Here is a 12322-nt window from a genome sequence, read left to right as displayed (position 1 = left end):
AACGACTTGAGCGCCTCCACCGTCAGCGTCGTCAACGGCACCGGATGCACGCTGTACCCATCCAGCGAACCATCCTCCAAAGGCGAGACGGCATACCCCACCTTCGCCAACGCCCGCTTCGTGAACTCGTCCGTGTTCACGATGACCTCCGCCCCACGCGGCACATCAGCGATGTTCGCCTTCAACGCCGCCGGATTCATCGCCACCAACACATCCGGCGCATCACCGGGAGTGAGAATGTCGTGGTCGGCGAAATGCAGCTGGAACGAAGAAACGCCCGGCAGCGTACCTGCGGGCGCACGGATCTCGGCGGGAAAATTCGGCAGTGTCGAAAGGTCGTTCCCGAACGAAGCCGTCTCGGAGGTGAACCGGTCACCAGTGAGCTGCATCCCGTCCCCGGAATCCCCCGCGAACCGGATGATCACCCGGTCCAGGCGGCGTACGTCCTTTTCACTCGCCGGTTTGCGCTGTTCTCCTACGACGGCACCGTCGGCCTGCTCAGCTGGACTGCTGACCTGACTGGTCACTGAAGTGGACCTCCTTCGAGGCGGCTGTCCGGGTGTGGCCCTCCCGCAGGCCCACCCGGGCCCAACCCTACGTCGGCAAGGGGCGCCCGCCCCGGGACGCTCGCACAATGGATGTCGTTTCGAGACTGCCCCACATCCCGTTCCGCCACGATCGCTCCGCCCCCCGGCGTCACCTGTGCAGACGCTCCGTGCTCATCCTTCGGTTCTCGCGCCCGGGTCGCGCCGGCGCCCTGGCTCCGACGCGCTGCCGGTCCTCATGAGTTCAGGTAGGTCAGGACCGCGAGGACGCGCCGGTGGTCACCGTCACTCTGGGACAGGCCCAGTTTCATGAAGATGTTGCTCACGTGCTTCTCGACGGCGCCGTCGCTGACCACGAGCTGCCGGGCGACCGCGGAGTTCGTCCGTCCCTCGGCCATGAGTCCCAGCACCTCCCTCTCGCGCGGGGTGAGTCCCGCCAGGACGTCCTGCTTCCGGCTGCGCCCGAGCAGCTGCGCGACGACCTCCGGATCGAGAGCGGTGCCGCCGCGGGCCACGCGGACGACCGCGTCCACGAACTCCCGTACTTCGGCTACCCGGTCCTTGAGGAGATAGCCGACACCGGTGCTGGAACCGGCGAGCAGTTCGGTGGCGTACTGCTCCTCCACGTACTGCGACAGCACGAGGACGCCGAGCCCCGGGTGCTGCTTGCGCAACTGGACGGCCGCCTTGACGCCTTCGTCCGTGTGGGTCGGCGGCATCCGTACGTCCGCGACCACGACGTCGGGCAGTGCGTCCTGCGCCGCGAACTCCGTGATCGTCTTGATCAGCGCGTCCCCGTCTCCGACCCCGGCGATCACCTCGTGCCCGCGGTCGGTCAGCAACCGGGTCAGGCCCTCCCGCAGCAGCACTGAATCCTCGGCGATGACCACGCGCACTCTGTCCTCCACGATTTGTCGGCCCCCCAACCGTCCCGCACATACGTCGGCACCCAGCATCCCAGCATCGGACCCGACACGCGCCGGCTTTCCGGGGGCGCAAGCAAACGGGGCCACCCCAAAGGGGCGCGGAAACGGCGCACGCCCCGTCAGGGGCGCAGGGAACTGCGCGCTGAGCCACAACGGCCCGCACGCTTCATAGGGCTACGGGGGACGGGGGGCGGAGCCCCCGGTTTCGGGAAGGGGCGGGATCGGGGAAGAGCAAGCCCACCCCGGCCCCCGGCCCAGGGAAAACCTCAGGCCGCCCGCCAGGGCAACTCCGCGGTCACCCGCGTAGGCCCCGCCACCGGCGAATCGACGACGAGAACGCCATCCACCGCACCCAACCGCTCCGCGAGCCCGGAGAGCCCGGACCCCGAGGAGACATCGGCCCCCCCGACCCCGTTGTCCACGACCTGGATCATCAGCCGGTTCTCGATCCGCCAGACATCGACACCGGCCTGCGTGGCCCGCGCATGCTTGCTGACGTTCTGCAGCAGCTCGGACACCGTGAAGTACGCGATCCCCTCGATGGCCGGCGCGGGCCGGGCCGGCAGATCGACCTCGACCTGCACGGGAACGGTGCAACGGGAGGCGACCGACGACAGCGCCGCGTCCAGCCCCCGGTCGGTCAGCACGGCGGGATGGATCCCACGAGCCAGATCCCGCAGCTCCTGCAGGGCCGTCTTCACCTCGCCGTGCGCCGCGCCCACCATCCGCGCCGCCTCCTGCGGATCCTCCGCGAGCTTCTCCTTCGCCAGCCCCAGATCCATCGCGAGCGCCACGAGCCGCGCCTGCGCCCCGTCGTGCAGATCCCGCTCGATGCGCCGCAGGTCGGCCGCCGCGGTGTCGATCACGACACCCCGGTCGGACTCCAGTTCCACCACGCGCGTGGCCAGCCGCGAGGGCGCCAGCAGTCCGCTCACGAGGAGCCGGTCCACCAGGGTCAGCGCCCGCACGATCCACGGCGTCGCGAGGGTGAGCAGCAGCCCCACCAGCGCGGTGACGGTGATCTCGAAGGGGTTGTCCAGGTAGACGCGGTGCGTCTCGTCCCCGTACAGCTGCAGTCCGTCCTGGCCGGCGTACATCGGGAACACCCAGCACCACGCCGGATACGTCAGGAGCGTCCAGCCGGTCACCCACAGCGTGACGGCCACGGAGAACGCGAACACGGCCCACGGGAAGTGCAGCAGGGTGTAGAGGAGGTGGCGCCAGGACGCGCCGCTCTTCAGCGTCGCGCCCATCCAGCCCAGCGGGCCCTGCTTGCGCCGGCGCAGCGGTTCCGGCGCGGCGACGTCGAGTCCCAGCAGCCCGCGGGCCCGCGCCCGCTCCAGCGCGCCCAGCCCGCGGCAGCCCGCGAGCCCCGCGGCGAGTACCGGGACGCCGAGGAAGGTGACGAGCAGGCCCGCACCGAGCGACATCATCGTCACCGCGAAGGCGAAGGCGGCGACGCTGATCGGCAGGTTCAGCATCAGGTAGGCGAACTCACGCAGGCTGCGGAGCTCGATCGGCGCCCGCAGCGCGGCGGGGAGCCGGTGCCACCGCTCCCCTGCGCCCTCCCCCCGGAATCCGGGGCCGTCGTCCCACCCGTATTCCCGTCCGTACTCCGTGGCCATGGCCGCCGTCCGTTTCTGCTGGTCCGCTGATGCGACGTGCTGATGCAACTCGCTGAGGTGACTCCACGGTCCTCCGCGCGGCGCTCCCGGACCATGGAGCGCGTCGGCGTCTCGATCCGGGGGTTTTCCCTACCTCCGGACCCACCCGCCACCACCCCCGACACCACACATGCGCCGCCCCCGGGCCACCCATGCGTACGCCCCCGACACCACACATGCGTACGCCCCCGAACGCGCCCCTTCTCGGGGCGGTCGGGGGCGTCGGCGGGCCGGGGGAGGGGAGGGGGCCGACCCCCTACTCACCCCTGACTTCGCTCCCCCTCCGTCCGGTCCCGCCACGGCAGCTCCGCCGTGATCGTCGTCGGTCCGCCCACCGGCGAGTCGATGACGAACAGCCCGTCCACCGCGCCGAGCCGGTCCGCGAGCCCCGACATCCCCGTACCGCCGTCGAGGGAGGCGCCCCCGTGGCCGTCGTCCCGGACCTGTATGAGCAGGCGGTTCTCCGAACGCCACACGTCGACCGAGGCGGACTGCGCACCACTGTGCTTGCTGACGTTCTGGAGGAGCTCGGAGACCGTGAAGTACGCGATGCCCTCGATGGCCGCGGCCGGGCGGGCCGGCAGGTCGGCCGTCACCTTCACCGGCACCGTGCACCGGGCGCCGACCGAGGACAACGCGGCGTCCAGGCCACGGTCGGTGAGGACCGCGGGATGGATGCCGCGGGCCAGGTCCCGCAGTTCCTGCAGGGCCAGTTTCACCTCGCCGTGCGCCTCGTCGACCATGGCGGCGACGGTGTCGTCGGCCTGCCCCTCCAGCAGTTTCTCCTTCGCCAGCCCGAGCCCCATCGCGAGGTTCACCAGCCGGGCCTGCGCCCCGTCGTGCAGGTCCCGCTCGATACGCCGCAGGTCGGCCGCGGCCGTGTCGACGACCACTCCCCGGTCCGACTCCAGCTCGGCGATCCGCCGCTCCAGCTCGTCGGAGGGCGACAGCAGCGCGCGCACCATCGCCCGGTCGGCGTTGGCGAGACCGCGTGCCAGGAACGGCAGTACCGGCCAGAGCACGAACAGCGAGGTCAGCGTGACGGTGAAGGTGACGACGGCCCATGGCAGCCGCATGAGTTCGTACAGCACGGTCCGCCAGCCGACCGGATCCTTCAGCGTCATCCACAGCCACCCGAACAACCCGCCCCGCCCGCGGAACGGCAGCGGGCTCGGCTCGTCCACCCGTACCCCGAGCAGGCCCCTGGCCCTGAGCCGCTCGAACTTCCCCAGCTGGCGCGCGCCCAGCAGCCCGAACGCCAGCGCCGGCAGCCCGATCACCGTCACCGTCAGCCCGGCCCCCAGGAACAGCACGCTGACGACGTACGTGAACCCGATGAGGGACGACGGCAGATTGGACAGGAGATGCGTGATCTCCTTCCAGGTGTGCCGGTCGTAGGCGAAGCGCGCGGGCGGCGGCCGGTCGGAGCCGCGGTCCAGGGTGTCGGCGGCCATGATGCGTTCGGTCATAGGCGCCACCTTGCCGGGCCGCGGCCCGCGGCGCCATGAGGCGGACCGCCTCCGTATCCGGGGGAAAACCCCACCCCCGGCATGCCCACCCGTGACGGGCTGCTTACGGTCTCTTTAGCAGGCCCTAGACTCCGGTGCGTACAGATCGTCGGGCGCGGCGCATCGCACGGCGCGCACGACGGCGCACGCGTAGTCCTGCGGGCTCGTACGGGCCCGTCGTACGAGGTCGCAGACGACCATACGAGGCCGAACGAGGTCAGGGAGCGAGGGGCGGACGTGCCGGAACCGACCATGGTCGCGGCGACCGGGAGCACGGGAACCGCGGCCGGTACCGGGACCGCCGGGACCTCTCTCGCGGCGGACTACTTCCAGTCCTACTCGGTCGTCGGACTGCTCGCCGTGGTGGGCGTGCTCTTCGTCGCCGTCGCCTTCGGAGCGGGCCGCCTGCTGCGGCCCGTGGTCCCCACACCCGAGAAGCTCATGACGTACGAGTGCGGAGTCGACCCCGTCGGCGAGGGCTGGGCCCACACCCAGGTCCGCTACTACGTCTACGCGTTCCTCTACGTGATCTTCGCCGTCGACTCGATCTTCCTCTTCCCCTGGGCGACCGTCTTCGCCGCGCCGGGCTACGGCGCGGCCACGCTCGTGGAGATGTTCATCTTCCTCGGCTTCCTGGCCGTCGGTCTGCTGTACGCATACAAGAAGGGCGTCCTCACATGGACGTGACGCGTCCGCACCCGGACGAGACCCCCGAGACCTCCGGGCCCCCGGAGACCTCCGTGGCTCCTGGCAGCCCCGAGCCGGTGTTCCTGCCGGAGCCGAAGCGGCTGGGCGCGCTCGCCCGGCTGGCCCCCGAGCCGATGAAGGTGGTCCTGAACTGGGGCCGCCGCTACTCGCTCTGGGTCTTCAACTTCGGCCTCGCCTGCTGTGCGATCGAGTTCATCGCGGCCTCCATGGCCCGCCACGACTTCATCCGCCTCGGCGTCATCCCGTTCGCACCGGGCCCGCGCCAGGCCGACCTGATGGTGGTGTCGGGCACGGTCACGGACAAGATGGCCCCGGCGGTGAAGCGCCTGTACGAACAGATGCCCGAGCCGAAGTACGTCATCTCCTTCGGCGCCTGCTCGAACTGCGGCGGCCCGTACTGGGACTCGTACTCCGTGACGAAGGGCGTCGACCAGATCATCCCGGTCGACGTGTACGTCCCGGGCTGCCCGCCCCGCCCGGAGGCGCTGCTCCAGGGCATCCTCAAGCTCCAGGAGAAGATCGCCCGTGAGTCGCTGGGGGAGCGGTACGGGTCCGCCGACGCCGGCCGCCCCTCCGCCGCCGCGCTGCAGAGCGGGCTCGTACGACCGCCGGCCCCGGCGTCGGAACCGGCTCCGGCCTCGGAACCGGCCACGAAACCGGCCACGGAGGACGCCCGATGACGACGACCGGCTGGCTCCCCGCGCCCGTCGAGGAACTCTTCGGCCCGGACGCCACGGCCGAGGAGTCGTACGAGGTACTGACGGTCGACGTGCCGCCCGCGTCCTGGATCGCCTCGCTGGAGAGCGCGCGTGACGCACTCGGCTGCACCTACTTCGACTGGCTGAGCGCCGTCGACGAGCCCGGCACGGGGTTCCACGTCTCGGCCCACGTCGTGGCGCTGGCCCCGGTACGCCGCCTGCTGGTCCGCACGACGGTCCCGCACTCCGCGCCCGTCCTGCCCTCCGCCGTCGCGGTCTACGCGGGCGCCGCCTGGCACGAACGCGAGACCCATGAGATGTTCGGCGTCTCCTTCGACGGCCACCCCGGCCTGGACCCGCTCCTCCTGCCCGAGGGCTTCGAGGGCCACCCCCTTCGCAAGGACTTCGTCCTCGCCGCCCGCGTGGCGAAGGCATGGCCGGGCGCCAAGGAACCGGGCGAGTCGGAACACGGAGGCCCCAAGCGCCGCCAGATGCTTCCGCCCGGAGTCCCCGACCCGAACGAATGGGGCCCTCTCAAGGGCCAACTCCCCCCGGCCCCGGCCCGCCCCGCCCGAGGCGCACCGCGCACGGCGGGCGCCGCGGGCAGGGCGGGGGCGGCGGGCAGAACGGCTGCCGCCGGCACGGCGGGTACCGCCGGGGGAACGGCTGCCGCGGGCAGGGCGGCCGGCGCGGCCGGTGACCGTCCCGCCCGCCGTTCCCGCACGGCGGGCGACGGCTCAGCCAGCCAGACGTCGACGCCGACGCCGACACCGGCACGAACGCCGGATTCACCGGCATCACCGGCACCCACACCGGCGCTGACGGCAGACGAGCAGCCGACGGTGCCCGCGACCGGCGAACCGATGGGCGAGCCGACCCGCGGAGCGGCAGGCGGACCGGTCGACGGCGCACCCGACGGACAGACGCGCGCGCCGGGGGACGGACGACAGCACGGCGGGCGGACCGACGGGCGGCAGAGCGGGGATGCGGAGGCGGCTGCCTCCGATCGGCCGACAACCGCAGCCGCGGGGTCAGGCGCGGGGCCCGCCGCCGGGTCGGCCACCGAGCCGACTGCGGAGGCGGCCGCTCCGGACTCCGCGGTCCCGGACTCCACGGTCCCGGACTCCACGGTCCCGGACTCCACGGTCCCGGACTCGGCGGCTCCCGACTCCGCGGCTCCGGAGCCGAATCGGCCGACCCCGCCCACCACGGAGTCGGTACAGCCCACCTCTCCCGACGCGGAGTCGGGCACTCCGGCAGCCGAACCGACGGCACCGGCCGAACCGACGGCACCGGCCGAACCGACGGCACCGGCCGCGCCAACGGCACCGGCGGCACAGGTTGAATCGACGGCACCGGCGGCACCGGCCGCGCCGGCCGGTTCGGATGCCCCCTGGCACAACGCCCGCCCGGCTTTCGGTGAGCCCGAGCCGCCCGCGGACAGGCGGCCCGGCACACCGCGGCCGGAGCCCGAGGAAGCCCCGCCCTCCGAGGCGACCCGAACTGCCGAAGAGGCCACGGAGCCCGCACAGGTGCCGGAACCCGAGAAGGACCCCGCTCCCGAGCAGCCACCGAACCCCCCGGCCGGCAGCGACCCCGATCAACCGCGCCCCGCCACACCCCCCGACGCCGACAGCGCCGACGCAGACACCCCCCACAGCCCTCCCGGAGGCCGGCAGTGAACGACGCTCTCGACGTCGCCCTGCGACTCCTCGTCGTCTTCGTCGTGTTCCTGACTTTCCCCCTGCTCGTGGGTCAGGCCGAGCACAAGGTGATGGCCCACATGCAGGGCCGCCTCGGCCCCATGTACGCCGGCGGCTTCCACGGCTGGGCCCAACTCGTCGCCGACGGCGTGAAGTTCGCGCAGAAGGAAGACGTGGTCCCGGCGGGCGCGGACCGTCGCGTCTTCCAGCTCGCCCCCGCGGTCGCCCTCCTCCCGTACCTCGTCGTCATCCTCGCCATCCCGATCGGCCCGGGCGAGGGCGCGGTCGGTGAAGTCGTCGACGCGGGCATCTTCTTCGTCCTCGCCGTGATGGGCGTCAGCGTCCTCGGCTCGCTCATGGCGGGCTGGGCCTCGGCCAACAAGTTCTCCCTCCTCGGCGGCCTGCGGACCGCCGCCCAGCTCCTCGCGTACGAACTCCCCATGCTGCTCACCGCCGCGTCGGTCGCCATGGCGGCCGGCACGGTCTCCCTCCCCGGCATCGTCGACGCCTTCGAGTGGTGGTGGCTGCCCTGGCAGATCGTCGGCGCGATCGTCTTCTTCGTGGCGGGCCTCGCCGAACTCCAACGCCCGCCCTTCGACATGCCGGTGGCCGACTCGGAGATCATCTTCGGCGCCTACACCGAGTACACCGGTTTGCGCTTCGCCCTGTTCCTCCTCGCCGAGTACGCCGGAATCGTCGTCCTGTGCGGCCTGACCACCGTGCTCTTCCTGGGCGGCTGGCACGGCCCGTGGGGCGCCGACGGCCTCGGCTGGGTGTGGACGCTGCTGAAGGCGGCCGTCCTCGCCTTCGTCGTCATCTGGCTGCGCGTCACCTACCCCCGCCTGCGCGAGGACCAGCTCCAGAAACTCGCCTGGACCCTCCTCGTCCCCCTCTCCCTCGCCCAGATCGCCCTCACCGGCATCGTCAAGGTGGTGATCTCCTGATGGCCCCCATCCCCGGCTCAGGTCTGGCCAAGGGCCTGGCCGTCACTCTGCGCACGATGACGAAGAAGACCGTCACCGCGCAGTACCCGGACGCCCAGCCCGAACTCCCGCCCCGCAGCCGCGGCGTCATCGGCCTCTTCGAGGAGAACTGCACGGTCTGCATGCTGTGCGCCCGCGAGTGCCCGGACTGGTGCATCTACATCGACTCCCACAAGGAGACGGTCCCGCCCGCCGCACCCGGTGGCCGCGAACGCAGCCGCAACGTCCTCGACCGCTTCGCCATCGACTTCTCCCTCTGCATGTACTGCGGTATCTGCATCGAGGTCTGTCCGTTCGACGCCCTCTTCTGGTCCCCCGAGTTCGAGTACGCCGAGACCGACATCCACGAACTCACCCACGAACGCGACAAGCTCCGCGACTGGATGTGGACCGTCCCGGCCCCGCCGGCCCTCGACCCCGGCGCCGAGGAACCCAAGGAGATCGCCGCCGCCCGCAAGACCGCCGAGAAACTCGCCACGGCCCAGGCCCAGCCCACCGACCCGCAGGGAGACCCATCGTGATCCCCGCCGCGGCCGGCGTCACGGGCGCGCAGGCCACGACCGCCGCCGCCGAGACCCACGGCTTCCTCTCCCCGACCGGCGTCGAGATCGCCTTCCTCCTCGTCGGCCTGGTCACCTTCGGCGCCGCGATCGTCACGGTCACCACGAAGCAGCTGGTGCACGCCGCCCTGTGGCTGGTGGTCGCCCTCGGTGGCCTCGCCGTCGAGTACCTCCTCCTCACGGCCGAGTTCATCGCCTGGGTGCAGGTCCTCATCTACGTCGGTTCCGTCGTCGTCCTCCTCCTCTTCGGTCTGATGCTCACCCGGGCCCCCATCGGCCGCTCCCCGGACGCCGACTCCGGCAACCGCTGGGCCGCCCTCGCCGTGGCGATCGCCGCGGCCGCCGCCCTCGTCTGGGTCGTCGTCGACGCCTTCCGCACGACCTGGATCGACCTGGACGGCGCCGCCGCCGGCTCCACCGCCGTCACCGGCGCGAGCCTCTTCCAGAGCTGGGTGCTCCCCTTCGAGGCCCTCTCGGTCCTGCTGCTCGCCGCCCTGGTCGGCGCGATCGTCCTCTCCCGAAAGGCGAAGGCGAAGGAGACGGCCGCCCGAAGCGTTCCCAGCTCTCCGCGTCCCCCTGGCCCACGGAGCGACGCCGCCCGGAGCGACGCCAACAGGAGCGACAAGGAAGGCGCCCGCTGATGCATCTCGCCTACCCGGCCGTACTCTCCGCCCTCCTCTTCAGCACCGGCCTGTACGGAGTCCTCGCGCGCCGCAACGCGATCCTGGTCCTGATGTCCGTCGAGCTGATGCTCAACGCCGTCAACCTCAACCTCGTCGCCTTCGACGTCTGGCTCAGCAAGACCGCCCAGGACACCCTGCACTCGGGCCAGGCACTGACCCTGTTCACCATCGCCATCGCAGCCGCCGAGATCGGCATCGGCCTGGCGATCGTCCTCGCCGTCCACCGCAACCGCGGCACCGCGGACATCGACCGGCTCCGCGACACCGCCGAGACCGACAGCGCCGAGACCGACGACGACGACTCCGAGCCCGCCAGCCACGCGCCGGCCGAGAAGGCTGAGGCCACCGCGTGACCACGACCACCCTCGCCGTCCTCGTCCCCCTCCTCCCGTTCCTGGGCGCCGCGGCCGGCCTGCTCCTCGGCCGCACCGCGCCCGGATTCGTACGCCCCCTCGCCGTCCTGCCCACTCTCGCCGCCCTCGGACTCGCCGTGGCCGTCGCCGTACGCCAGGGCGGCGGACGGGCCGTGGACGCCGCGACCGAACTCACCCCGACCGGCTCGGTCCCCGTCGAACTCGCCCTGCACATCGACGGCTTCGCCGCCCCCGTCGCCGTCCTCGTCGGCCTGGTCGCGACCTGCGTGCAGATCTACTCGACGGGCTACCTGCGCGACGACCCGCGCTACCCCTCCTACGCCGCTCTCGTCTCCCTCTTCACCTCCGCGATGCTGCTCGTCGTCTACTCCGGCGACCTGATGGTGCTGCTGGTCGGCTGGGAGATCATGGGCATCTGCTCGTACTTCCTCGTCGGCCACTACTGGGAGACCCCGGAAGCACGCGCCGCCTCCATCAAGGCATTCCTCGTCACCAAGCTCGGTGACGTCCCCTTCCTGATCGGCCTGTTCGCGCTCGCCGCCGACACCGGGTCGTTCCGCATCACGAAGGTCCTCGGCGACGTCGCGAGCGGTGGACTCGACCACCCGACCCTGATCGCCCTGCTCCTCCTCGCCGGTGTGGCGGGCAAGTCGGCGCAGTTCCCGCTCCACACCTGGCTGCCCGACGCGATGGCGGGCCCCACCCCCGTCTCGGCGCTGATCCACGCCGCGACGATGGTCGCCGCCGGTGTCTACTTCATCGCCCGGCTCCTCCCGGTCTTCGCCGCCTCCGCGGCCGCGCTGGTCGTCCTCGCCGTGATGGCCGCCGTGACGATGGCCGGCTCGGCCCTCGCCGCACTCGCCCAGGACGACATCAAGCGGGTGCTCGCCTACTCGACGATCGGCCAGCTCGGCTACCTGACCGGCGCCCTCGCCGTCGGCGACCGCGGTGCCGCCGTCTTCCACCTCCTCGCCCACGGCGCCTTCAAGGCGCTGCTGTTCCTCGCGGCGGGTGTGATCATTCACGCCGCCGGCACCAACTCGCTGGCCGCCATGTCCCGGATGAAGGACCTGCGCGCCCGCGTCCCCGACGCCTACTGGACGATGACCGTGGCGTTGCTCGCGCTCGCCGCGATCCCGCCCTTCAGCGGCTTCTTCTCCAAGGAGGCCGTCCTCGGTGCCGCCGAGCACGCCGCCACCGGCCACGCCGAGGGCGTCCCCGGCGCCGCCGGCTGGATCGTCCTCCTCGCCGGTCTGCTGACGGCCCTGCTCACCGCCGCGTACGCGATGCGGCTGTGGCTGCTCGCCTTCCACGGTCACGGCACCGAAGCCCCCGACCACGGCAGGCAGCCCCTCGCCATGAACTCCGTGCTGTGGGTGCTGGCCCTCCCGTCACTCGCTTTCGGACTCGCCACCGGCGTGCTGCCCGACTGGTTCGACGGCCGGGCCCTGACCCCGACCCTGGCGACCGCCGTCCTGGGAACGGGCGTCGCCCTGGTCGGCGGCATCGTCACGTACGGCGCGTGGCGGCACACCACCGCCATGACCGGCCGTGTCCCGCTGGGCGCGGTCGCGGCCCACCCGGACGCCGACGGCGGACTGGTCGAGGCCGAGGCCATCGCGAGCCACGAACCCGCGTACGGAAACGTGGCCTCCGCGCCCGACCCGGCGGACCCCGGCCGTCTCCTGCTCGGCCCGCTGCACCGCCACGCGGCCGCCGGTTTCCACCTCGACGCCGTGTACACGGCGCTCTTCGTCCGCCCGGTCCAGGGCGCGGCCAGCCTCGTCAGGTTCCTCGACCGCGAGGTCGTCGACACCTACGTACACGGCGCGGGCGCCCTGCCCCGCCTGCTGGGCGGCGCCGTGCGGCGTGCCCAGACCGGCAATCTGCAGACCTATGTGAGCGCGCTGCTCGCCGGCACCGTCGTCCTGGTGGTCGCCGTTCTCCTCGTCGCCACCGCGGGAGCGTGA

At 72.0% G+C, this 12322-nt stretch carries 12 protein-coding genes; 8 read left to right on the top strand and 4 right to left on the bottom strand.

Annotated elements, in window-relative coordinates; all coding sequences use genetic code 11:
• The 4 genes from ACFYXC_RS31620 to ACFYXC_RS31605 all read right to left on the bottom strand — a co-directional run.
• Positions 1 to 527 (bottom strand): 2-oxoacid:acceptor oxidoreductase family protein (locus ACFYXC_RS31620; protein ID WP_389555451.1); only part of this gene is annotated, 527 nt, incomplete at its 3' end.
• A 254-nt stretch (positions 528 to 781) separates the two neighbouring features.
• The gene (locus ACFYXC_RS31615; RefSeq protein ID WP_388920801.1) at positions 782 to 1441 is read right to left on the bottom strand and encodes a LuxR C-terminal-related transcriptional regulator; all 660 of its coding nucleotides are present in this window, start codon (positions 1439 to 1441) and stop codon (positions 782 to 784) included.
• A gap of 296 nt (positions 1442 to 1737) precedes the next feature.
• Complete coding sequence (locus ACFYXC_RS31610; RefSeq protein ID WP_389555450.1) at positions 1738 to 3096, bottom strand: sensor histidine kinase; 1359 nt, start codon at positions 3094 to 3096, stop codon at positions 1738 to 1740.
• A 299-nt stretch (positions 3097 to 3395) separates the two neighbouring features.
• Entirely contained in the window at positions 3396 to 4604 is a 1209-nt protein-coding gene (locus ACFYXC_RS31605) for a sensor histidine kinase (RefSeq protein ID WP_389555448.1), read from the bottom strand.
• A gap of 276 nt (positions 4605 to 4880) precedes the next feature.
• Here ACFYXC_RS31605 and ACFYXC_RS31600 point away from each other — a divergent pair, with 276 nt between their 5' ends.
• From ACFYXC_RS31600 to ACFYXC_RS31565, 8 genes are read left to right on the top strand one after another with little or no spacing between them, the layout of a single operon-like run.
• Positions 4881 to 5330, top strand: a complete 450-nt coding sequence (locus tag ACFYXC_RS31600; protein WP_388920776.1) for an NADH-quinone oxidoreductase subunit A — start codon at positions 4881 to 4883, stop codon at positions 5328 to 5330.
• On the top strand, positions 5321 to 6031 hold the full coding sequence (locus ACFYXC_RS31595; protein WP_389555446.1) for an NADH-quinone oxidoreductase subunit B: 711 nt from the start codon (positions 5321 to 5323) through the stop codon (positions 6029 to 6031). Before ACFYXC_RS31600 ends, ACFYXC_RS31595 begins: the two co-directional genes overlap by 10 nt.
• Entirely contained in the window at positions 6028 to 7731 is a 1704-nt protein-coding gene (locus ACFYXC_RS31590) for an NADH-quinone oxidoreductase subunit C (protein ID WP_389555444.1), read from the top strand. The genes ACFYXC_RS31595 and ACFYXC_RS31590 overlap by 4 nt, the downstream gene beginning before the upstream one ends.
• The gene (locus ACFYXC_RS31585; protein ID WP_388920767.1) at positions 7728 to 8696 is read left to right on the top strand and encodes an NADH-quinone oxidoreductase subunit H; all 969 of its coding nucleotides are present in this window, start codon (positions 7728 to 7730) and stop codon (positions 8694 to 8696) included. Before ACFYXC_RS31590 ends, ACFYXC_RS31585 begins: the two co-directional genes overlap by 4 nt.
• On the top strand, positions 8696 to 9256 hold the full coding sequence (locus ACFYXC_RS31580) for a NuoI/complex I 23 kDa subunit family protein (RefSeq protein ID WP_389555442.1): 561 nt from the start codon (positions 8696 to 8698) through the stop codon (positions 9254 to 9256). The genes ACFYXC_RS31585 and ACFYXC_RS31580 overlap by 1 nt, the downstream gene beginning before the upstream one ends.
• Positions 9250 to 9936: an NADH-quinone oxidoreductase subunit J gene (locus tag ACFYXC_RS31575; protein WP_389555456.1), complete on the top strand. Its 687-nt coding sequence runs from the start codon at positions 9250 to 9252 to the stop codon at positions 9934 to 9936. The genes ACFYXC_RS31580 and ACFYXC_RS31575 overlap by 7 nt, the downstream gene beginning before the upstream one ends.
• Complete coding sequence (gene nuoK, locus ACFYXC_RS31570) at positions 9936 to 10331, top strand: NADH-quinone oxidoreductase subunit NuoK (RefSeq protein WP_389555440.1); 396 nt, start codon at positions 9936 to 9938, stop codon at positions 10329 to 10331. The genes ACFYXC_RS31575 and nuoK overlap by 1 nt, the downstream gene beginning before the upstream one ends.
• Positions 10328 to 12322 (top strand): NADH-quinone oxidoreductase subunit L, encoded by a 1995-nt coding sequence (locus ACFYXC_RS31565; protein ID WP_389555438.1) that lies wholly within the window; start codon positions 10328 to 10330, stop codon positions 12320 to 12322. Before nuoK ends, ACFYXC_RS31565 begins: the two co-directional genes overlap by 4 nt.

This window comes from Streptomyces sp. NPDC002701, from assembly GCF_042889045.1.
Taxonomy (GTDB): Bacteria; Actinomycetota; Actinomycetes; order Streptomycetales; family Streptomycetaceae; genus Streptomyces.
This window is presented reverse-complemented; position numbering and strand designations above follow the sequence as displayed.

Coding starts and splice junctions, on each gene's coding strand:
- ACFYXC_RS31610 (WP_389555450.1), bottom strand. CDS start 3,096: ATGGCCACGGAGTACGGACGGGAATACGGGTGGGACGACGGCCCCGGA.
- ACFYXC_RS31605 (WP_389555448.1), bottom strand. CDS start 4,604: ATGACCGAACGCATCATGGCCGCCGACACCCTGGACCGCGGCTCCGAC.
- ACFYXC_RS31595 (WP_389555446.1), top strand. CDS start 5,321: ATGGACGTGACGCGTCCGCACCCGGACGAGACCCCCGAGACCTCCGGG.
- ACFYXC_RS31590 (WP_389555444.1), top strand. CDS start 6,028: ATGACGACGACCGGCTGGCTCCCCGCGCCCGTCGAGGAACTCTTCGGC.
- ACFYXC_RS31580 (WP_389555442.1), top strand. CDS start 8,696: ATGGCCCCCATCCCCGGCTCAGGTCTGGCCAAGGGCCTGGCCGTCACT.
- nuoK (WP_389555440.1), top strand. CDS start 9,936: ATGCATCTCGCCTACCCGGCCGTACTCTCCGCCCTCCTCTTCAGCACC.